Source organism: Siphonobacter curvatus (genome assembly GCF_002943425.1).
GTDB lineage: Bacteria > Bacteroidota > Bacteroidia > Cytophagales > Spirosomataceae > Siphonobacter > Siphonobacter curvatus.
Genome location: NZ_PTRA01000001.1, coordinates 3,485,126 through 3,508,418 on the forward strand (window position 1 = coordinate 3,485,126; position 23,293 = coordinate 3,508,418).

The following is a 23,293-nucleotide window of genomic DNA, read 5'->3' on the forward strand; positions in this document are numbered from 1 at the left end:
AGCGGTTCATCTAGTAATAATCCTATGGATACGTTTTAATAATTATATAGTGCTGAGTTTCACGCAGATAAAATAAAATTTTAAAAAATTATGACTCATTACTTAAAATTTTAAATAATCTGAAATAGATTTGTCTAAAATAAAAGTAGGAGCAAATCTATATATACAAAATAATCTACACATTTATTAAACAAAATCAGAATTTTAGTTTGAAATCATTAAAAACAACAGTTCATTTAAACTATTTATAGATAAAACATGAGAATAACTATACTGCGGGTATCGCCTATAAGATTCCTGTAGTATTATCCAGATAAAGTACTACGAGTGCCTCTACTACCTCTATCCTATACCGGAGACTTTTTTAAAGTAATTCCGTCAGCTCTATATCCCTTGAACTAAACTTAAACTTCATTTCCAGCGAGCTTATGAAAAGAAGCTTATCTAAGACCACTTTGCTGGTGCTTACCTGCCTGGGGCTATGGATTTCCAGTGCCGAGATCCCCACGTACGGAAGGGCCACTGCTTTTACGTTACCCATTGACCGTCAGATTACGGGTACGGTTACCGACGAAAAAGGAGCTCCTCTCACCGGGGCTACTATTGCCATTAAAGGCACTACCCAAGGTTCGATTACGGATGCTGAGGGTAAATTCACCCTTTCCGTTCCTAATGATCAGGCGGTTTTGATTGTTTCTTACGTAGGTTACAACAAGAAAGAAATCACCGTTGGGTCTCAAACGGTAGTCAACGTTAGCCTGGCTCCCAACGACGGCAATTTACAAGAGGTTGTCGTTACGGCTCTCGGCGTATCCCGCGAATCCCGTACCCTGGGTTACGCGGTTTCAACGATTAATGCCGAAGTAATGACCAAAGCCCGCGAAACCAACATTGGTAACTCGCTGGCGGGCCGGGTGGCTGGTTTGAGCGTTCGTGGCACGAGCGGTGGACCGGGTAGTAGCTCGAAGCTGCTCTTACGCGGGATGCCCAGTATGAACTCCGGTGGTGCTCCACTTATTGTCATCAACGGCGTACCGATGGATAACACCCAACGCGGCAGTGCCGGTGAATGGGGCGGTGCCGATGGAGGCGATGGTTTGGGTAACCTCAACCCGGATGACATCGAAAACATGACCGTTTTGAAAGGTCAGTCGGCTTCGGCTTTGTACGGTACCCGTGCTTCTAATGGGGTCATCCTGATTACGACTAAAAAAGGTAGAAAAGGAGACTTCTCCATTGACTACAACCTCAATTACACCATGGATCAGCCCATGAACCTGACGGACTTCCAGTACCAGTACGGTCAGGGACAAAATGGTCTGAAACCAGGTTCTGTCGCCGATGCTCAGCAAACGGCCCGTTTAAGCTGGGGTGCGAAGCTCGATGGATCCATGATTACGCAATTTGACGGCAACCAGTACGCGTATTCGGCTCAGCGAAATAACATCCGGAATTTTTACCGTATGGGTTCGAACTTTACCAATACGGTAGCCGTAACCAAAGGCGGTGACAATGGTTCGTTCCGGCTTTCACTCTCGAACCTGGACAACCAGGCGGTTATATCCAATAGTGGTATGAATCGGAAGACGATCAACCTAACGGCTGATCAGAACATCACCAGCAAGCTGAGCGTAAGTGTACTGGCCAACTACATTAACGAAAAGATACACGGCAAGCCTCAGTTAAGTGACGGTCCGCTGAATGCCAACAACGGCATGTTCCTGGCTACCAACATTGACCAACGTATTCTGGCACCGGGCTACAATCCAACAACCGGCGAAGAAATCGTATTCAGTGATGATTCCTACGTGACGAACCCCTACTTTGTTACTAGTAAGTACATCAACAATGTAGATCGTCAGCGATTGATCTCCATGGTGTCGACGAAGTATCAGTTTGCCGACTGGATCTATGCTCAGGCACGCTTGGGTTACGATAATGCCAATGATCAGATTTTCAGAGTAACTCCCTGGGGAACTGCCTTTTCTATCAAATCAGATCCGGCAGGTCAAGGACTCCTGGATGAACAGTCTGTAGCTCGTACCACGGAAATTAACGTGGACGGATTGATTGGTGTAAACAAAAACATTACACCTGATCTTAGCCTGAATGCCCTGCTTGGAGCAAACATTCGTAAGAACCAGTACAGCAAGCAAACCATTAATGGTAGCCCTTTCGTACTGCGTGACCTATATAGCTGGAGAAACGTAGTGAACTACAACCGGGACTATCAGTATACCGCTTCTGAAGTTCAGTCTGCTTACTACAGCTTTGACCTGGGCTTTAAGAATTTCCTGAACTTAACTACGACGGGTCGTTACGATACCTACTCTTCGTTACCGTCGAACAACCGGTCCATCTTTACGCCTTCGGTTTCGGGAGCTTTCGTCTTTACCGATCTGCTCAAGATGAATAAGTTAAGCTTTGGTAAACTGCGGGCTTCCTACGCGTTGACGAGTGGAGAACCCAAACCTTATCAGACTAATGTTTATTACAGTGTAGGTAACTCGCTTAATGGCGTAGCAACGGGTAACTTCTCTACCGCTTTACCTAACTTATTCCTGAAACCCTTTACGAAGAGTGAAGTAGAGTTAGGTTTGGAACTGAAATTCTTCTCGGGTCGTCTGGGTATCGATGCAGCTTATTTCACGCAGGAGACGCAAAACGAAATCATGAACGCGAACTATAGCTTTGCCTCGGGTTATACCTCAGGTGTGGTTGGGACGGGTTCTACGCAAAACCGTGGTTTAGAACTGCAGTTAACGGGTACGCCTATTAAAGCAGCCAATTTTACCTGGAATACTTCGGTTAACCTGACCTCTGTTAAGAACAAGATTCTGAAGACAGATCCTAGCAATAGCCCCGTTATCATTGGTAAAAACCGAGCTACGCTGGATAATGCTACCACAGCCTTCGTAGTCGGTCAAGCGGGTCCGCAGATTCGTGCGTATGACTACAAGTATGCCGCTGATGGTCAGATCATTGTAGACGCAGCAGGTGTACCTGTAAAAGGCGACCTGAAAAACTGGGGTACGGTATTACCTACGCTGTTCGGTGGTTGGAATAACGACTTCTCTTACAATAACTTCAATTTGTCGTTCCTGATCGATTATAACTACGGTAACAAGATTCTCTCGGCTACCGAGTACTATACGTACTACCGCGGCTTAAACAAAGCGACACTCGTAGGCCGCGAAGCGAATTACATCACGACGGGCGTTACAGCAGAAGGGGTAGCCAGTACAGCTAAAACAAGCCTGCAGAATTACTACCAAGGTGTAGCCAACAACATTACTAAAACCAGCGTAATCGACGGTGACTTCATCAAGCTTCGTCAAATTACACTTGGCTACAACTTACCGGCTAAACTCCTGACGGGTGTACCTCTGATCAAAGCGGTTAACGTTTCACTCGTAGCCCGGAACCTGTTCTACATCATGAAAAAGGCGAAGAACATCGATCCGGAATCCTCTTTCGGTGCGAACCTGAATTACTACGGTATTGAAGGTACCGGCCTTCCCTCGGCTCGTACGTATGGCGTTAACTTAAACATTAAGTTTAAATAAGATTTCGAATGAAAAAGAGACTCATTCTCCTTTCTATACTAGCAGGGTCTTTGCAATTCTCCTGTACAAAGCATTTTGATGAGCTTAACGTCGACCCTAACCAGGCTTCTGAAGCTATTTTCAACGCAAACTTGCTGCTGCCGAGTGCTCAGTGGAAATACGTAGAGTCTATCTCGGGTTATAACTCGGTTTTGTTCCAAAGCATGTGGATTCAGGCCTATGCTTCTACTTCCACGGGCGGAGCCAACTACTATTCGAACGGCGACAAGTACGTCCTTTCCAACAATACCCTCTCCTACCTGGACCGGGTCTGGAATAATGCGTACAATGCGGCCAGCTTCGCCTACGAAATGGAGCAACTGGCCAAGAAAAAAGGAGGCATGTCCAATCTGGAGAACATTGGCACCATTATGCAAATCCAAAGTCTGGCGACGGCTTCCGATGTATTCGGTGACATTCCGTACTCGCAGGCTCTGCAGGCAAAAACGGGTAACATTACGCAACCAACTTACGATACGCAGGAAAGCATTTACAAATCGCTCCTGACTCGTTTGGAAACGGCCGTTACTGCTCTAAATGCTAACCAAGCTGCTCCGACCAACGATGCCTTCGCCTACAAGGGTAACATCGGCCAATGGAAACGCTATGGTTACTCGCTGATGCTGAAACTAGCGATGCGTTTAACAAAGGCAGACCCAACAACGGCTAAGACTTACGCTGAAAAGGCGGCTGCTGGTGGCGTATTTACCAGCGTGGCTGACGATGCATACGTAATGGCCGACCTGACCAACAGTTATACCAATGCCAACGCTTCAGCTTTGGCAACGGCGGCGGATTTGTACCAGCTTCGCTGGAGCAAAACGATGATTGATTATCTGAAAAGCAATGAGGATCCTCGTTTAGGCAAAATTGCGGAAGTTCCAGCGGCCGGACTCGCGGCAAACCAGACCGCTACGGGTGGCGACAATACACCAGCCAATCAGTTAGGCTTACCCAATGGCTACGATTTGAGCGGTGGTGCTACGGATATTACTAAAGCTCCCAATTACCCCGGTGCTACGGGTACGGGCAACGACGTTACGCCCTTGGGTAAGTATTCGCGCCCTACGAATGTTTTCCGTAATCAGAGCGGACCGTTATTCGTGCTGACCTACGCCGAAACGGAACTGTTGCTGGCCGAAGCGGCTACGCGGGGTTACACCGTAACTGGTTCGGCAGCTACGCACTACAAAAATGCCGTATCTGCGGGTCTGCAATCGTTAGCGAAATTTGGTACGACAGTGGCGATTGATGCTGCTACGGCTGATGCCTACGCTACGGCTCACCCCTTAGTAGCAGCCAATGCCCTCAAGCAGATTAATGAGCAGTACTGGGCTACGACCAGCATTTTGCAAAACTTCATTGAAGCCTGGAGTAACTGGAGACGTTCGGGATATCCCCAACTTACGCCAGTAAACTATACGGGTAACTTCTCTAGTGGTAGTATTCCACGGCGGGAGCTTTACCCAACCGGCGAAGGTTCACTAAACCCGACCAACTACAAAGAAGCCGCTTCCCGTTTACCCAACGGTGACGTTTGGACTTCCCGGATTTGGTGGGATAAACAATAGTAACGTAAAAACGATAAGGGGCTAGTCCCCTTATCGTTTCTTTTGAATACTAGTAACTTCAACCCAGCGTTGAAGTTTTTTCGTTTCTATACACCCCGACTTTCTCAAACGTACTGCTATCCATGATCCAAAAAGGTATCTTGTATCTTTTGGTCGCCACGCTGACTGCTTCGGTTACGTGGGCACAGAAACCTGTATTTCAGTTACTTCCCCCCGAAAAAACGGGTATTACCTTCAAAAATGAAATCATCGAAACGGAAAACCACAACATTATGGAGTATGAATACTTCTATAGTGGCGGTGGCGTGGCCGTGGGCGACATTAATAATGATGGCCTGGATGATTTATTCTTTACCTCGAATCTGAAAGAAAACAAGCTGTACCTAAATCTGGGTGGCTTGAAATTTAAAGATATTACGCTGGAGGCCGGCCTACAGGGCCGGACCGATGCCTGGAAAAGTGGCGTGAGTATGGCCGATGTCAACAACGATGGCCTGCTCGACATTTTCGTTTGTTACATGGGCAAAGGCGACCTCGACAAACGGCGTAAACAGTTATTCATCAATCAGGGCAATCTGACGTTTAAAGAACAGGCCAAAGAATATGGCCTGGATGATCCCTCCTATAGTTTTCAATCGGCTTTTTTTGATTACGACAACGATGGAGACCTGGACCTGCTGTTGCTCAATCACAGCGTAGGAAAGTACGACAACTTGGAATTGTACAAGTACCGCAATGATGTGGACGAATTGTCTGGTAACAAACTTTTCGAAAACCGGGGTAATCACTTTGTCGAAGTCACGAAAAAAGCGGGCATTCGCCAGCATACCCTGACGTATGGTCTGGGCGTCGTTGTCACAGACCTCAACAAAGATGGCTGGCAGGACATTTACGTAACGAACGACTACAACGAACCAGATTACCTGTATCTGAACAATAAAGACGGCACCTTTAGGGAAGTAAGCAAACAGGCCTTCCGCCATCTATCCCAGTTTTCGATGGGACTCGACATTGCCGATTACAACAATGACGGCTGGGCCGATATTGTCTCACTGGATATGCTTCCGGAGGATAACCGTCGCCAGAAAACCCTGCAACTTCAGGAAAACTACGAGTCGTATGACCTCATGCTCAAGCAGGATCTGCACAAGCAGTTCATGCGAAACATGCTGCAACTCAATAATGGCGATGGTACCTTTAGTGAGATTGCTCAACTGGCGGGTGTTGCCAGTACGGACTGGAGCTGGAGCCCCCTCCTGGCCGATTACGATAATGATGGATACAAGGATCTGTTCGTATCCAATGGCTATTTGCGGGATTTTACCAACAAAGATTTCCTGAAATACTGGGGCGACTACAAGATTCGAAAAGCCATGGACCGGGAGCCCATGCAAATGATGGACCTCATCAAAGCCATTCCGGCGAGTCGGCTTCCCAACTATGTGTTCCGAAACAACCATGATCTGACGTTCACCAACAAACAGATGGAATGGGGGTTGACAAATCCCTGCGTTTCCAATGGAGCCGCGTACGCGGATCTGGACAACGACGGTGATCTGGAACTGATCGTCAATAATATTAACGATCCGGTTTCAGTGTATCAAAACCTGAGTCGTGAATCGGGTACCAGTAATTACATCCAATTTGCCTTACGCTCACCGAAAGGAAATCGAAATGCTCTGGGAGCCAAGGTTACCGTGTACACGCAGGGAGCCCTTCAGTACCAGGAATTGATGCCGGTTCGGGGATATTTGTCTTCGCAACCCCTCACCTTGCACTTCGGTCTGGGTACGCATACCGTAGTTGATTCCGTACGTATCATCTGGCCGGATTTAACGCAGGAATTACACAAGGCGGTAAAAGCGAACCAACGCCTCGTAGTCGAACAGAAAAGTACTCTACCCTGGTCTGCCACGACGGTTCAAAAGCCAACCGTATTCGAGTCGGTAAAGCCCCTTTTTGCCCATACCCACCAGGGTTACGCTGAAAATGACTTCAAGCGACAGCCGCTGATGTTATCCATGTACTCCCAAACGGGTCCGGTACTGGCGAAGGGAGATGTGAATAAGGACGGGCTGGAAGATGTCTTCATTGGTGGCGACCAGACCAATACGGGCAAAATCCTGATTCAGCAGAAAAATGGTTCGTTCCAGGCCCTTGAAAAGCTAGTCATCGGAGATGAGTTGATGTCGGCGGCGGCAGCAGCGGTCTTTTTCGATGCCAATGGCGATGGCTACGATGACCTGTACGTAGCTATGGGTGGCTATTCACTTTTCGAACCCAATTCGGCTTCCCTGCAGGATCTTCTGTACCTCAACGACGGAAAGGGGAATCTAACGCTTGCTCCATTACCCACTGTAAACGCCAGCAGTAAATCCTGCGTGCGGGTCGCGGATTATGATATGGATGGGGACTTGGATGTATTTGTAGGCGGGAGAGTCATTCCGGGCAAATACCCGCTAAGCCCCACTTCGTATCTACTGGAAAACGACGGAAAAGGAACCTTCACGGCCCATCGATTCCCGGTCAACGGCATGGTTACCGATGCTCAATGGGAAGATCTGGATCAGGATGGACGCAAAGACCTCATTCTCTGTGGCGAGTTTATGCCCATCAAAGTTTTCAAAAATACGCCTGAAGGTTTTTCGGATCAGTCTAACGAATACTTTCCTCAACAGGAAAACGGATTCTGGTCCAGTCTTCTGGTGTATGATCTGGATAACGACGGTCAAAAAGACATCATTGCTGGGAACCTGGGTATGAATACGCAAATCAAGGTTTCGCCGCAACAACCGGGCGAGCTGTACTACGCCGATTTTGATAATAATGGCTCCATCGATCCGCTGTTCTGTTTTTACATGCAGAACAAGTCGTATCCCTTCGTGAGTCGGGATGAATTGAACGATCAGATTTTTCCGATGCGTCGGAAATTCATTTCATACAAGGATTACTCCGAAGCAACGATTGACAAGATTCTCTCCCCCGAACAATTGAGTTCCGCTTTAAAGTGGACTGTAACCGAAGCCCATACCGTCTGCTTCCGCCGGGATCAGGGAACGTTTAAAAAGATGCCGTTGCCGATTCAGGCTCAGTTTGCTCCCGTTACGCAGATTCTCGCGGGCGACTTTACCCATCACCACCAGACGGATGTACTCTTGCTGGGCAACAAATCCTATAACCGCCTCAAAATCGGCACGATGGATGCCAACTATGGTTGCCTGCTCCGGGCCAGAGGTCTGGAGTTTGACTACGTCAATCAGATGGAATCCGGCTTATCAGTGAGCGGAGATGTGAAATCGGTTTTGAGCCTGCGGGTGAACAATCAGGATTACTTAGTCATTGGGGCTTTTGATCAGCCCCTGCAATTCTACCAAGTGAAATGAAACGTTTTTTGCTGATTTTTTTTAGTACCATATCCATGGTATGGGCGGAAAAACCGAATCCCGCCCAGCATCTGCAACCTTCGGTTTTTGCCGTAACCATGGTGATGATTCACGATGTCGTCAATCCTCCGGCTGCTGCTCGTTTTTATTCCTACTGCCTCCTGGGAGCCCAGGAATTTGTCTCCCGAAATGATTCAAAAATCCCCTCGCCTACCCGGTTAGCCCGTGATTTCAAAAAACCCGATTTGTCTTCGGTTCAGTCGTACGATTACGCCCTGGCTGCTACCTACTGCATTTTGGAAACGGGTCGACTGATTCTCCCTTCCGGCTACATGCTCGAGGAAGATCAGAAAAAACTGGTTGAAAAATGGCTCGCCGAAGGACAGCCGCAACCAACCATTGATGCCGCCATTGACGCTGCTCAGGTCATGGCTAAACACGTCCTTGCGTATGCACTTACTGACCGTTATAACCAACTCAGTACCCGACTTCGTTACCGTCCGGTGAAAGGAGAAGGTTACTGGTATCCCACGCCTCCGGGATACATTGAAGCGATCGAGCCGCACTGGAAGACCATTCGTCCGTTTATGATGGATTCCTGTAGTCAGTTTGCACCCAAACGTCCCGTTACGTTCAGCAGGGATTCCAGCAGTAATTTCTATAAGCTGGCGTACGAAGTTTACCAGAAAGGCAAAACGCTGAATACGGACCACCGTTTCATTGCCTCCTACTGGGATTGTAATCCTTTTGCGATCAATACGTCGGGTCACATGATGATCGGTTTCAAGAAAATCAGTCCCGGAGGCCACTGGATGAACATTACCAGTATTGCGACCACGCAGGCCAAACTGAGCTTTAACCGATCCGTATTCGTACTGGCCTTAACCGCCATGACCCTGCACGACGCGTTCATTAGCTGCTGGGATGAAAAATACCGGAGTAATCGGATTCGCCCAGAAACGTACATTCAGCAACAAATCGATAAGACCTGGCAACCGTTGTTACAAACCCCGCCCTTTCCCGAATATACCAGCGGGCACAGCGTCATTTCCACGGCGGTTTCCGAAGTGTTGACGTACTTGCTGGGCGATCGTTTTGCCTTTACGGATACGACAGAGGTCATCTTTGATCTTCCTACGCGATCGTTTCAATCGTTTCGGCAGGCAGCCGAAGAAGCAGCCATTTCCCGGCTTTACGGCGGAATCCATTACCGGGATGCCATTGAACAAGGGCAGGAACAGGGAAAAGCCATTGGACTATTTGTGATTGCGAAAGTAAAAAAAGCGGGTGTCAAATCGTTTTGAGGTTGTTACTCATCCGCAACCATGGGCTGGTACTGCGTTGCTTCTTCCTAGTGAATTAGGGAAAGTCTAGTTAATCCGTGTATTTTCAGGAGCAATCTTTTACTTTGCCCCGCAGTTAGTATTCGGACGATAACATTCGCTTCTATGGCTTCTCTTCTCGATTTTATAGGCAATACCCCGCTGGTAGAAATTACGCGATTACATAACAATCCCAAGGTTAAAATTTTTGGTAAGCTCGAGGGGCACAACCCCGGCGGCAGCGTGAAGGATCGTCCGGCCCTGAATATGATTCGTAGTGCGTTGGAACGGGGTGATATTCAGTCCAATACTTCATTGATTGAAGCGACCAGTGGGAATACAGGCATTGCTCTGGCTATGATTGCCCGCCTGTATGATTTGACTATCGAGCTGGTGATGCCGCAGAATTCGACCCGCGAACGCGTATTAACGATGGAGGCCTTCGGAGCGAAAGTAACGCTGCTGGAAAGTATTGAAGCCTGCCGCGACTACGCCCAAAACAAGGCCGACGCGGGCACCCACTACCAACTCAATCAGTTTGCGAATCCGGATAATTACCTGGCTCATTACAAAGGCACCGGTCCGGAAATCTGGCGGGATACCAACGGCACGATTACGCACTTCGTCAGTTCGATGGGTACGACGGGTACGATCATGGGCAATTCTCTGTACCTGAAAGAGCAAAATCCGAACATCCAGATCGTCGGCTGTCAGCCTACTGAAGGATCGTCCATTCCCGGTATTCGCCGCTGGCCTACGGAGTACCTGCCGAAAATTTTTGATCCCAGTCGAGTCGACCGTACCATGGATGTAGCCGAGGCCGACGCTGTAGCGATGACGCGTCAGCTGGCCCGGGTCGAGGGAATTTTTGGGGGCATGAGTTCCGGTGGCTGCGTATCAGCGGCTTTGAAGCTAGCTTCCGAACTGGAAAGCGGCGTCATCGTCTGCATCATCTGCGACCGGGGTGATCGGTACCTTTCGAGTGAATTATTTGGCTAATCAGTGCGAAGCAAAAAGGCCGCGAAGAACGATTTCTTCGCGGCCTTTTTGCTTGTGCTAGGAAATAGCTTAAGCAGCTTTTTCTTCTTCCGTATTTTCTTCCTTCACCTCGAATACTTCGGGCAGATAGGAAGATAGCAGGTTATACCAGGAAATCATTTTACGAATGTCCGAAGGATACACTTTCTCCCGGTCGAATTCCGGAAATACCTCACCCAGGAACTCACGCAGTTCAGTTTCGCTGGCGTTTTTAGCGTCGATTTCTACTTTTTCGCCGTGTTTCTCACGAATGGCCGCAAAAATATCGGGCAGGGGTTTTGAGCCTTCTTCGCTATCGGAATATACGGAAATTTCTTTCAGTACCGAAACCCGGGCGTTTGCTCCTACAACGGTACGGCCTTTTTTCTCGTCGATGGTTTCAACAATAACTCCCGTACGAGTAGGCTTCAAAATGCGGTATAAACCGGGCTTTCCGGAGATATGGGCGATTTCTTTCAACAATTCCATGTAATCGAATTTATTTGACAAAAACTGTTTTTTCCGTATTCACATGATAGCCTCATAACCGTTTGATTATGAGCGAGATCATGACTCCTTACCAAGGCTCAACGTATAAGGCAATGACCTTTTTCGGTAAATGGAACCGCAAAAGTAGCCAATCCTTGCCCGATTACCGCCGAACACCCCGAAAATCCGCGTTCAATTCTCCAATCGCTTCCGCAATTTCGTCGCGGCCTACTCCGTCAACGGAAGAGGTGACGAAGTATTTCGGCATTTCCGAAAAAAATTGTAAAAAGCCATCGCGGTACTTTTTCACTTTCGGTTCTACTTGGGATTTGCTCAGTTTATCGGCTTTGGTAAACACCAGATAAAAGGGTACCCCCGCTTCTGTCAATTGCGTCATAAACTCCAGATCAATGGACATCGGATCGTGCCGAATATCCACCAGCACAAACGTACAGATCAGATTAGGCCGATTTTCGAGGTACCCGAAAATCATGGGTTCGAACTTTTCCCGCTCACTTTTGCTGAGCTTGGCGTAGCCATAACCGGGTAAATCGACCAGGTACCAGGAATTGTCAACCGAAAAATGATTGATCAATTGGGTCTTACCAGGGGTTTGGGAAGTCTTTGCCAGATCCTTCCGCCGTACCAGCGAATTGATCAGCGAGGATTTACCAACGTTCGACCGTCCGATAAAGGCATATTCGGGGCGGTCGGGGGCGGGGCATTTTTGCCAATCGGTATTACTAACCAGAAAAACGGCTTCTTTAATCTTCATCGATTCCAAATTTCCTACAAAGGTACGAGTGAGTTTGGAGTTTTCGGTTTAGAGTTTTCAGTTTGGAGGCCCTGTCGCTTAGCGTTTGAAGTACTTACCGCAGCCGTTTAGCGTTGTTGAATGACCGCCAGTCAACTCAGCTATCGTAAATCCGAAAGAGCGTTAAATGGTCTCGCTGTTCCAGATTTGTAACCCGCAACCCGCCTGCTGTGCATTGGTAAGGCACGGACTTAACAATCCCTTACAGATCGCTTTTGGATTTGCAATCCGAAAGCGCATTGGCCAATCGATTCAAACCATAGCGGTTCTCAATTGAAAACTCTAAACTGAAAACTGCAAACTCTCATCTCCCTCGTACCTTTGTGGTATGGAAATCCTTCAGAATGATTTGTTTTTACGGGCCGCTCGGGGCGAACAGGTCGAACGAGTACCCGTGTGGATGATGCGACAGGCCGGCCGGATTTTGCCCGAATACCGGGCCGTACGAGCTCAGGCGGGTAGCTTCATCCATTTATGTACGACGCCCGAACTGGCGGCCGAGGTCACCATTCAGCCCGTTGATTTGCTTGGCGTAGATGCGGCCATTATTTTCTCCGATATTCTGGTGGTACCGGAAGCCATGGGCCTTCCCTACGAAATGATCGAAGCTCGAGGACCGGTATTCCCTACTACGGTCAAGACCCTGGCAGACGTAGATAAACTGAAAGTAGCCGATCCAGAAGTGGAATTGAAATACGTGCTGGATGCCATTCGAATCACCAAAAAAGAACTCAATGGACGCGTACCGCTCATCGGTTTTGCCGGAGCACCGTTCACGATTCTTTGTTATATGCTGGAAGGCAAAGGCTCCAAGACGTTCTCGGTAGCGAAGAAATACCTCTACGCGGAACCGGAACTCTCCCACCGCCTCCTCCAGAAAATTACCGATACGACCATTGCCTATCTAAAAGCTCAGGTAGCTGCCGGAGCGAACCTGGTGCAGATTTTCGATTCCTGGGCGGGCATTTTGTCGCCGCAGCAGTACCGGGAATTTTCGCTACCCTACATTGCTCAGATCAGCGAGGCCCTTCAGGCGTTGGTGCCCGTGACTGTATTTGCTAAAGGTGCGTTTTTTGCCCGGCGGGAAATGAATGCTCTCAACTGTTCAGTCGTAGGACTCGACTGGAATATGGACATTGCCGAAAGCCGGGAAATGATTCCGGATAAGGTGTTACAGGGAAATCTGGACCCTTGCGTACTCTACAGCGATTTCGACGAGATCAAACAGCAAACGCAGGACATGCTACGTCAATTTGGTGGACAGAAACACATCGCCAACCTCGGCCACGGCGTGTATCCCGATACGGATCCCGATAAGGTTCGTTGCTTCATCCAAACCGTAAAGGAATTTCGTTTTTAACGAATTTTTATACCAGCCAAAAGCCCGTTCGTTCAAGTACTTGAACGAACGGGCTTTTGGGTATACCCTATTTACTTGAATTTACTTGAGGGCTTTATTCTTTTCAATGCGTAGCACGCGAGAAGAAGCCGAAGGGCTAAGCAAGGTAAAGGTAGCATCGCCAATAGTGGTTTCCACCGATTTCTTCGTATCGAAATTCGTTTCCAGCCAGCGAATCACACCCGAGGGGTCCGCACCGTCGTAGGGTAAGGTTCCGATCAATACAAAAAAGGGAAGTGTATTGCGAATGTTTTTGCTGGGCGTAATCGTTGCAGTCGCCTTCACGGATTCAACAGTATTCACGTCCGAACTCATCGTCACGATCATGTACTCCGTAGAATCCGTACTTTTCCGGTTCGTCCAGCTATTGCCTGATTTTCCGCCAATGTTCTTAAGCGTCGTATACCCTTCTTTTTCCATCCGGGTGTAGATATCCACGGGTTTTATCCCACCAATGGCTTCAACCGGCTTGGTCTTGGCACAGGCGACACTTAGCAGTACCAGCAAGAGCAACAGGTAATTTTTCATACGTAAAAGCTTCAATGCCTACTTCTCCTATACTTCAGCCAATAAGGCTTCTGATAACAGAAGAGATTTATTGATGGGTACTACACCTACCTCTTCGCAGACGAGGCCACCCCCTAGGTTGGAAAGGCCCGCGATCTGTTTGGGTGAGAGTCCCAGGGCTACACAACAGGCTGCAATACTAATCACCGTATCGCCTGCCCCTGATACGTCCGCAATCTGACGAATATGGGCGGGCAAATGGCATTTTTGTTCCTGAAAATCAATATAGACGCCGCGTTCAGAAAGGGTAATCAGTGTACCACCCAACGACAAGGCCTCTTTAAGTTGCTGAGCGGCAGATTCAAGTTCGACGGGTTTGCGTACATCGAAGCTGATGTTAAGCCCTTCGCGTAATTCTTTCAAATTGGGTTTGAAAAGCGTGGTTCCTTTATAATGGAGAAAGTTTCGCTTTTTCGGATCTACTACCGTCGGAATATTCCGCTCGCGGGCCATTGCCACGACTTCTTCAATGAGTTCTTTGGAGATAACTCCTTTGTCGTAATCTTCAAAGATGATGACCTGGCAACTGCTGGCAAGCTCGCTGATTTTAACCAGCAAGGCTTCCCGTTCTTCCCCGGAAATCGGAGCGTCCGTTTCAGTATCTACTCGCACCACCTGTTGACTACCCGCAATGATCCGTTCTTTCACCGTGGTAATGCGTTCCTTACTCCGCACAATTCCCGACGTGGCGAGCCCTTTACTTTCCAGCAAATGACACAGCTCATCGCCGTAGGAGTCCTTCCCAATCACCGAGCAGGCAATGGCCTTTGCTCCGAGAGCCTGTACATTCAAAAGTACGTTTCCGGCTCCTCCCAGACGAAATTCCCGATTTTGGGCGACCACGACGGGAACGGGAGCTTCGGGCGAAATACGATCGACGCGACCGAATACGTAGCTGTCGATCATCACGTCGCCGATAACTAATACATTTAACTCATTAAACGCCTCAAAGACTGCTGGTAATAACATATTTTCAATGATCAGTGATCCATCATCCGGGATCGGTACCCTACGTTCGGTAAGCAAGCCGAATGGGGTTACTAAAAAATGTTGTCAAATAAATAACTGAAGCTGATACCGAACGTCTGGTTTTTGGCATTGGTCGCCATGTCCGAGACATTCGTCAGTCCCTGCTGATAAAAGGCCGTTAGCTGAAAGTAATCAAATTGTACGCCTACGCCGCCCTGTACGCCGTAATCGAACCGCTGCAGATCATAATTATACCGAATGCTGTACTCACTCTGTACACTTCCGTTTTCGCGTTCACGGGTTTTGCCGCCAATGCCGCAGGCTACGTATCCCCCGCCAAAGAGTAAGAATTTCGTATTCTTTTCTTCATTACCGATTTTCCACATCAGATTGACAGGTAAGTCCAGATAATTCAGGGTCGTTGTCGCTCTTCGCGTGCCTACCTTGAAATCAGCGATGTAGCCTCGTTGCACAAACAGTAACGTGGGCTGAATACTGAGTGTATTTTTCGCATCCAGTGGAATATCGGAGCCAAGACCGGCATGAAAACCCGCCTTTGAAATGGGGGCATCCAGCTCTGAACTCAACGCCTGACTCATACTGGACACGTTACCACCCGCTTTGAATATTAATTTACTCTGTCCCCAGACAGCCGCTGGAAACAGCAGAACAAAAACCCAAATCAAATATCTCATACAAAACCGTGGATTAGATGACAAAAAAGAGGTGTGTCTTTAACAAATAACCTCCATAAGAATTCGAACATACAAGTCTGACAAACGTATTTTTGTTTAGAATGCGTCGTCAAAATAGTATTTGATAAACAGTCCAAACGAACGATTGGAAATGGACCCGTTCCGGGCCAGATTCGAGACATCAGCTAGTCCCTGGCTGTAGGTAAGGCCCAATACCGTATAATTCCGACGAATCCCAACCGATACATTGAAGCCATAATCCAGACGTTTCAGGCTTTCTTTAAAAGGATCTACGTTTACCCGGTGATAGGCTTCAACGGGTTCAAAGCTCCCGTTGGTGGAGTCAGCTGCAAAGCCAACCTTATTAAAACGCACCTTATTTTTTCCGTAAAAGCCGTAGCCTACGTAACCTCCGGCCGAAGCATAAAACTTCGTGCGTTCACCGCCTACCTGCAGCACCACATCCACAGGAATATCCAGGTAATGCAGGGCATTCCAGCTACGGGTACGTTCGGCAAACCGGAAGGTATTGTTATCACCAGACGTGTATTCTTTTTCCGGATAGCGTTGTTCAGACCAGTACCCCCGCGGACTGTACCGCAGTCCTACGTTGATTCCTAGCATTTTAGGCACCAGTTCAATATTACGGGCAAAGCCGAAGGTAAAGGCGGGTTTAATCATGGGTTCGCCGGTATTCGGCACGAGGCTACGGCTCATGTCCGTACCGTTCAATCCCATCATAAAGACCCATCGGGGGTCAGCTTCACGCTGAGCAAATACGGAAAGGGAAGACAGAAACAAAGAAATACTCAGCAAACAGACTTTTTTCATGCGAAGGAAGTACTACGTGTTGGAACCGCAAAGAAACAAAAGGAATCGGGAATGGCGAGAAAATGCGGCCTACTTCTTCCACCGTAATTTATGTTTACGATTCGTAGCCCATAAAAAAACCGGGAATTGGCATTCCCGGTTTTCCTACTCATAAACGTTTATTTTTTCTTCAGAGACATCAAGTACTCTACCAAATCCGCTAAATCCTGATTACTAAGGTTTTCGTGCAGTCCGGAAGGCATCATGGAGTCGGCTTGTTGCTTCATGCTCTTGACCTGGGTCATTTTCAGGCGTTGGCTCGTACCACCGGGATATTTTAAATCCAGATCTGATTCGGTCTTGCTCGCTACGATACCCGCCAGCGAAGAACCATCTTTCAGTTGAACTTCCCAGCCTTCAAAGCCAAAACTGATACCTGCTGAAGGGTACAGAATGGCCATGTACTGACCTTCCTTAGGCAGTTTAGAGCCAATTTCCGAGAGCTTCGGTCCAAAATCCGCTCCCTGACCGTTGACCTGGTGACAAATCGCACAGTTCTGAGCGAATACTTTAACCCCCCGCTGAACGTCTCCCTGCAGAGCCAGTAATTCATCGATTTTGGGCAGTGGTTTTCCGGTGGTCGTTTCGCCGCTTAAGTAGCTGGCGGCTTCCTTACTTACGGCTTTTCGCCAGGCATTAGCCACCCCCTGTACGGCATAGGTAATGTATTCTTTTTCGATTTTACCATCCTTGAGTAAAACCAGAATTTCGTCTTCACCCATCATCGAGCCGCCCAGATTACGGGTAGCCAACTGCCGTACCCACTTCGGCTGACGTTTATCCAGAGCCAGAGCAGACAGGTAACTGATGGATTCCTTCGTACCCACCTTGCGTAGGGCCGTCAATGCTTTTCGGATTTTAGCTTCGTCTTTACCGTACAAAATCGCCTTTACCTGCGAGCCCCCTCCCTGAACGAGTAGCTGATTCATCGCGATGCGGCCCAGGTTTTCATCCAGCGGATCGAGGGCCGTTCGTAATAATTTAGGGTTCTCTTCGGGTAAACTGTAGCGGGTAGCGTACACCAGGTATTCACCGTTGTTGAGGGTAGCCATTAGCTTCCGTAACGTGGCTTTGGCAGTAGGGTTATTCCGAACGAAATCCGCATCCATGTGCATCAAGGCCAGCTTGGTCAACTCCGCCTGACGCGTCGAATTGCCCTGCAACAGTTTCACCAGTGTTTCTGATTTCACGTTTCCCTGGTGAAAATCAAAGGCCCGGAAATACCGCAGCCGTTCGTTCGATAACGACAACTGATCATCCGTAATGAGTTGGTATAGGTAAGGAATGGCCAGATCCGTACGAGCCCGCCAAACGATGTCTTTTTCAGCGGCCGTTGCCGTCGGCTTCGGATGCAATTTCGTATACGCCGCAAAGTAACTATCCCACTGCCGGTCAGCTCCAACGCCTAAGGCCTCCAGATACCAGCGATCTTTTCCATCGTACTGATCGGCCAACGAAGCCCAAAGTTCAGCAGCTTCGGGGGCCTTCTGATGCCGCAGGGCAATGGCACACTCGCGGCGTACGGCTGGGTTCGAGTCTTTCGCTAGTTGACGGACGTACCCCAGCACGTTCAGGTTCAGCTGACGAGCCGCCCGCAAACCCGCCATTCGCAAGTCGGCGTTGGCATCTTTCAAGGCTTCTTCTACGTACGGCTGTCCCTTCATTTTGGCCAGTACCCAGAACGCCCGAGCCCGCATGCGGGGATTCGCGTCCGAGTGCCAGAGATTTTCAAGTACTGGGACGGCCTGATCTCCTAGCTTCATCAATGCATTCCAGGCCTTGTACCGCACTGACATATTCGGACTTTGCAGGGCCATCAAAGCACCGTTAGGATCATTGTACTGATAGCTGGGAGCCGTATACGATTGGTTGGTCGGAGCCACGCGGTACACCCGGCCCCGCGTCTGATCGCCCGCCTGGTGACCACCCACACCCGGATCGTACCAGTCGGCAATGAGTAAAGAACCGTCGGGAGCCACCGAAACATCCGAAGGCCGGAACCAGCGGTCGCCGTCATTTTTGAGTAAATTTTCAATAGTTGCGGTATACCCCGCTCCGCTCGGTGTTACGGGATAACTCCGGACTACATTGTGGCCCGGTTCACAGTGAATCATTTGATTTCGGTACACGGCGGGTAACAAATCGCCTTCATAGATGACGATCCCCGTAGGCGAACCACTGCCGGTTTGCAACAGGTTAGGTACTACGCCGGGGTCATTCAGGTGCCAGTGTTTGAGGGGCGTTTCCTTTTCTTCGTTGGTACGGCTGGCGGGCCAGTTGGCTCCGGTCATTTCATCGGTGTAGCCATAGTTGCCCCCTTCCAGGACGTAATTGATGCGTACGCCTTTGTTACCATCGTCGTCGTTGTCGGACTGCCAGACGGTCCCGTAACTATCTACGGCCAGCTCGAACGGATTTCGGAAATTGTGAGCCAGTACCTCTATGTTCGTAAAATCCAGGTCACAGCGGAACGCCATGCCTTGTTTGTACTTGTTTTTATTTCCCGTTTGAATGGGGTCGCCATCCTGATCTTTGATGAGATTTCCCTTCGCATCCCGCAACTGTTTCCCTTCGTTTCCGAAGTTGAAATATAGTTTTCCATCCGGACCAAAGACGAAGGTATGCATGCCATGGTCGTGCTGTTCACCTTCAATTCCCTGGAAAATAACCGTTTTTTTATCGGCCTTATCATCGCCGTCCGTATCTTCAAACAACCAGACATAGGGGCTTTGCGACACAATCGCTTTGTTGCCCAGTACCAATATTCCCAACGGAGCATTCAGTTCTGGCCCCTGATACCAGACTTTCTGGACGTCCGCTTTGCCGTCCCCATTGGTATCCTCCAGAATGACGATGCGGTCTCCTTTGTCAGTTGTGGGGTTACCATTAATCGCCGGACGATAGTTATACGCCTCGGTGATCCAGACCCGTCCCCGCTCATCCACGTCCATATTGGTGGGATTCTGCAGCATGGGCTCGGTTGCGTAGGTTCGCACTTGCAGCCCATCCACGGTTTTTAGCGTTCGCAGGGCATTCTCGGGTAGCCGTTTTTGAGCATCCGTCAGTACTGAATCCATTAGAGCATTGATGGTTCGGGATACGGGATTTTGCTGTACGGCAAGCAGCGAAAATAACCCGCCAGCCAGCGAAAAAGCCAGCCCCCAGCGAGCCGGTCTACTCCAGAAAGGATGCGTATTCATTCGTTTAGAAGTATTGATTAATGTTTTGTATTTTCTACAAGGCAGAAAAGATATAACCAAAAAATGATTAAATCCAGTGTTTCCGTCGGAACCATCCCAGTACCGACAGCGAGGAGAGCATCATCAAGGCCAGTGACAGCCAGAAGCCAATCGGCGAACCCGTGGAAGGCAGGTGATCGAAGTTCATCCCGTAGATCCCCGCAATAAGCGTAGGCGGCATGAAGACAATCGTTACCACCGTAAAGATTTTGATAATCTGGTTTTGTTCCAGATTGACCAGACCCATAAACGTGTTCTGGAGATACTCCAGGCGTTCAAAGTTAAAGGTGGAATATTCGAGCAGTGAACTAATATCTTTCAGTACCAGCCGAAGGCGTTCCCGGTGCGAATCAGGAAACAGGGAGCTTCGCAGTACGTTGGAAAGTACCCGCTGTTTATCAATGATGGTTTCCCGCAGCAACATGGTATTTTCCTGGAGCGTATTGATGCGAATCAGTACTTCCTGACGCGGTTTCTGGTCGGCCGTCAGCGATTTTGAGAGTAAGGAAACGTCCCTTGAAATAGATTCAAGCAAATCGGCATCGGTTTCAATGCGGGTTTCCAGCAATAAAATGAAAATGTCGGCTCCAATCTGAAAGGTCTCGTCACCGGTGACTTTCATTCGCTTCACCGTATCGGCGAAGGTTTTCGAGTCGCCCCGTCGGTACGTAAACAAGGTGCCATTCCGCAGAATCATTGAAACCGGATACGTACGGAATCCTTCGGTATCAATACTCAGGAAGTTAGAGTTGGCATTCAATGCATCGTTCTGCTCGAAGAATCGGGCAGAACTTTCAATTTCTACGATTTCCTGGGGTGTCTGAAAACTAACCGTGTATTTATTTTCTACCCATTCCTCTTCCTCCTGACTAGCCGACTGCAAATCGATCCAGATTACATTTTTTAAATGGCCCAGTTCCTTTACATCGTTTTCACGCCGGATTTGCTTTCCTTCCTTGTAGTAAATTCTAACCACGTCTGCTTGCTATTATACTGGTTCGTTTCTCAAAACAAATAACAAGTGTTCAGAGAAACAACTATCCGAACCGTGCTGGGGTAGCAGAAGGCGAAAATTCATGAACGACACCTTCGGATGGGGAATCTTGTTTTGATTCAACAAAAAGGAAAACCCGGCTCTTGCAAGCCGGGCTTTCCTTTTTGGAACTGGTTTTCTTAGTGAATCTTGAAAAATGTTCGACGACACCCTTCACATAGATACCACCGCAGGGGAAGAAAAAACAATAAGTACTTTACAACAAGGGGTCTTCGCCGTCTTTGCGTTGCGATAGATTTACAATAGGGACAAGCGGTGTTTACAGGGTTCATAACTAGCAAGGACAATAGGTGAAAAGTTTGGGGAGAATTTGGAATTACACATCAAGTTAACGCTTACTTAAATTCTTTTAATAACTTATCTTTTGATAAATTTCAGACTTAAATTAATCTTTATTACCGGCCTTATCTTCATAATAAATTATTGTTAAATTTTATATTCAAAGCCATACAAGGTTTGTTTTAACGTATAGATATTATATTATTTTTCTCTCATTTCATACCGCAAAAGTGGGCTTTCTGAGCTTAGGAAGTTATTTTTACACATAGACTCTCAATAGACAAATTGTAAAATAGTGTTTTTAAATACATTTTTGTCCTGCATTAATTCCGCCTAAATGTCCTGGTCTATTACTCGTCTTTTTACACGCGTTCCCTATGAATACATAGAAGCTTTTAGTCAGCATCGTATTCAATTAATTCGTAGTCGAATCTATTTATTAGCTTGGGCTACAGTAGCCTATTTTCTGGAACTAATTATTTTGGATTGGGTCGCGTACCGAAGAGGTCAATCCTTTGATGATGGGATTGGTGGCTACTTAATGTATACGCAAGTCCTTTTGGGACTTTGTTTGCTTACAGCAGTGTATACATTAACTCTCTGGCCCCGGGGAACACTACAGCTTTCTCCCAAAGCCCGAATCGCCTACTACGCCAACATCACGCTGACCTGTTTGTACCTATTTATTCGTTCGCTCTTGGTGTACAAGGCCCGGCAGTCCATCGTATTTTATTTCGTTTCCTTGATTGCGGCACAGATTATCTTTTTGACCGACTGGCGCCCCCGGCTAACCATTTCGCTGGTGGGCCTCCTTTCCATGCTGCTTTTGATTTATATCACCCCAGTAGCCAATACCGATGAAAAGACCATTCGGCTCTTTGAGTGCACGGGAGTGACCGTCATGCTTTTCATTGCTTCCACTTACTTCTATAACACGGAAGTACAGATGTTTCTGAACCTGAATGTGATTCAGCAGCAGAACCAACAGCTGGGTACGTACGCCCAGCTACTGGAACAGGAAAAGCAGCAACGGGAGGAGGAATTGGAGCAACGGAGTCGCGAGCTGACCAGTTATACGCTCCAGGAAGTGAAGTACAGCCGTTTTTTGGAAGAAATCAGGCAACAGATTCAGCAGGAAAGTTTACCGGATATACGCCGGATTCCCGCCCAGATTACCACGTATCTACACGGCGAGGACAAGTGGAGCTACTTCAAGGATGTGTTTGAAAATGTACACCCTCAGTTTTTTGAGCGGATTACCGGGGAATTTCCCTCACTTAGTTCCAACGACTTGCGGCTGATGGCTTTGCTGAAAATGAATCTCAGTACGAAGGAAATTGCGGATATTCTGGGTATTTCGCCTCAAAGTGTCAATACCGCCCGGTATCGCCTCCGTAAACGACTCAATCTGAAACCGGAAGATGATCTGGAAAGCAGAATCCGAAATCTCTAAAGAAATCTCCTTTTCGAAAGCTTTCGCCCGTATTGGGAATGGCACGTGCGATGGAATACTAGCGAGTCAGTTCCCACCGCCAAAGCAAGCCCTCTTCGGGGTGGAGTACCTGGGTTTTCTTCTGGAAACCTACTTTGCTTAAGACTTTGGTCGACGGGTTTTCTTCATCAACCGTATGAGCGACAATGGTACGTACTTCCGGAAAGGTAAAGGCGTAATCGACCAGGGCATTGGCGGCTTCGGTAGCTAATCCACGGTCCCGATGACTAATTTTAATTTCATACCCGATTTCTACTTCGCCCTGATCGCTGGGTTGCCCCTTGTACCCGCAACTGCCAATCAGCAGGTTCTCCGGACGATAAATGATCAAATGTGCTCCCCATTTTTCAAGCGAAGGATCTTTCTTGACCTGCTGATAGAATTCCGGAAAAGCATCCATATTCTCAGTCCAGCGACGCGGTACATTGGCTCCAATCACTTGGCTAAGTACATTATTACCAGCCAATACGGCTTCCCAAAGCGTTAGATCACAAGCTAGTAGACGAAGACGGGACGTTTCGATCATGA

The 23,293-nt window shown here is 48.2% G+C and carries 16 protein-coding genes; 7 read left to right on the top strand and 9 right to left on the bottom strand.

The genetic code is table 11. The features are described from left to right. Positions 1 to 428 precede the first annotated feature (428 nt). The 5 genes from C5O19_RS14450 (at position 429) to cysM (ending at position 10,880) form a co-directional block, all read left to right on the top strand. Positions 429 to 3,566: a SusC/RagA family TonB-linked outer membrane protein gene (locus C5O19_RS14450; protein ID WP_104713382.1), complete on the top strand. Its 3,138-nt coding sequence runs from the start codon at positions 429 to 431 to the stop codon at positions 3,564 to 3,566. A gap of 8 nt (positions 3,567 to 3,574) precedes the next feature. Continuing rightward, positions 3,575 to 5,176, top strand: coding sequence for a SusD/RagB family nutrient-binding outer membrane lipoprotein (locus C5O19_RS14455; protein ID WP_207766409.1), 1,602 nt, complete (start codon positions 3,575 to 3,577; stop codon positions 5,174 to 5,176). Between the two features lie 122 nt (positions 5,177 to 5,298). Further along, positions 5,299 to 8,559: a VCBS repeat-containing protein gene (locus tag C5O19_RS14460; protein WP_104713386.1), complete on the top strand. Its 3,261-nt coding sequence runs from the start codon at positions 5,299 to 5,301 to the stop codon at positions 8,557 to 8,559. After that, a complete protein-coding gene (locus tag C5O19_RS14465; RefSeq protein ID WP_104713389.1) occupies positions 8,556 to 9,863 on the top strand; it encodes a vanadium-dependent haloperoxidase in 1,308 nt (435 codons plus the stop codon). The genes C5O19_RS14460 and C5O19_RS14465 overlap by 4 nt, the downstream gene beginning before the upstream one ends. A gap of 144 nt (positions 9,864 to 10,007) precedes the next feature. Beyond that, the gene (gene cysM, locus C5O19_RS14470; protein WP_104713392.1) at positions 10,008 to 10,880 is read left to right on the top strand and encodes a cysteine synthase CysM; all 873 of its coding nucleotides are present in this window, start codon (positions 10,008 to 10,010) and stop codon (positions 10,878 to 10,880) included. A gap of 69 nt (positions 10,881 to 10,949) precedes the next feature. Here the strand turns inward: cysM and C5O19_RS14475 are convergent, their stop codons facing one another. Beyond that, complete coding sequence (locus C5O19_RS14475) at positions 10,950 to 11,387, bottom strand: DUF5606 family protein (RefSeq protein WP_102199583.1); 438 nt, start codon at positions 11,385 to 11,387, stop codon at positions 10,950 to 10,952. Positions 11,388 to 11,550: 163 nt separating this feature from the next. After that, entirely contained in the window at positions 11,551 to 12,162 is a 612-nt protein-coding gene (yihA, locus tag C5O19_RS14480) for a ribosome biogenesis GTP-binding protein YihA/YsxC (protein WP_102199719.1), read from the bottom strand. Positions 12,163 to 12,529: 367 nt separating this feature from the next. Between yihA and hemE the strand changes: the two genes are divergently transcribed. Then, positions 12,530 to 13,561, top strand: coding sequence for a uroporphyrinogen decarboxylase (gene hemE, locus C5O19_RS14485; RefSeq protein ID WP_104713395.1), 1,032 nt, complete (start codon positions 12,530 to 12,532; stop codon positions 13,559 to 13,561). Positions 13,562 to 13,642: 81 nt separating this feature from the next. On the opposite strand, the gene C5O19_RS14490 is transcribed toward hemE, so the two are convergent. The 6 genes from C5O19_RS14490 to corA all read right to left on the bottom strand — a co-directional run bounded on the left by C5O19_RS14490 (position 13,643) and on the right by corA (position 20,916). Next, complete coding sequence (locus C5O19_RS14490; protein WP_104713396.1) at positions 13,643 to 14,128, bottom strand: hypothetical protein; 486 nt, start codon at positions 14,126 to 14,128, stop codon at positions 13,643 to 13,645. 27 nt (positions 14,129 to 14,155) lie between these two features. Beyond that, positions 14,156 to 15,136, bottom strand: coding sequence for a bifunctional heptose 7-phosphate kinase/heptose 1-phosphate adenyltransferase (locus C5O19_RS14495; protein WP_207766410.1), 981 nt, complete (start codon positions 15,134 to 15,136; stop codon positions 14,156 to 14,158). A 71-nt stretch (positions 15,137 to 15,207) separates the two neighbouring features. Beyond that, complete coding sequence (locus tag C5O19_RS14500; protein ID WP_104713398.1) at positions 15,208 to 15,831, bottom strand: porin family protein; 624 nt, start codon at positions 15,829 to 15,831, stop codon at positions 15,208 to 15,210. A 96-nt stretch (positions 15,832 to 15,927) separates the two neighbouring features. After that, a complete protein-coding gene (locus C5O19_RS14505) occupies positions 15,928 to 16,662 on the bottom strand; it encodes an outer membrane beta-barrel protein (RefSeq protein ID WP_104713400.1) in 735 nt (244 codons plus the stop codon). A 158-nt stretch (positions 16,663 to 16,820) separates the two neighbouring features. Beyond that, positions 16,821 to 19,901 carry a PVC-type heme-binding CxxCH protein gene (locus C5O19_RS14510; protein ID WP_104713402.1) on the bottom strand — a complete coding sequence of 1,027 codons (3,081 nt, stop codon included), beginning with the start codon at positions 19,899 to 19,901 and terminating at the stop codon, positions 16,821 to 16,823. Between the two features lie 67 nt (positions 19,902 to 19,968). Then, a complete protein-coding gene (gene corA, locus C5O19_RS14515; protein WP_104713404.1) occupies positions 19,969 to 20,916 on the bottom strand; it encodes a magnesium/cobalt transporter CorA in 948 nt (315 codons plus the stop codon). A 940-nt stretch (positions 20,917 to 21,856) separates the two neighbouring features. On the opposite strand from corA, the gene C5O19_RS14520 reads away from it, so the two are divergent. Beyond that, positions 21,857 to 22,726, top strand: coding sequence for a helix-turn-helix transcriptional regulator (locus C5O19_RS14520; RefSeq protein ID WP_165796024.1), 870 nt, complete (start codon positions 21,857 to 21,859; stop codon positions 22,724 to 22,726). A gap of 58 nt (positions 22,727 to 22,784) precedes the next feature. On the opposite strand, the gene C5O19_RS14525 is transcribed toward C5O19_RS14520, so the two are convergent. Continuing rightward, a complete protein-coding gene (locus C5O19_RS14525; RefSeq protein ID WP_104713408.1) occupies positions 22,785 to 23,291 on the bottom strand; it encodes a GNAT family N-acetyltransferase in 507 nt (168 codons plus the stop codon). Positions 23,292 to 23,293 lie beyond the last annotated feature (2 nt).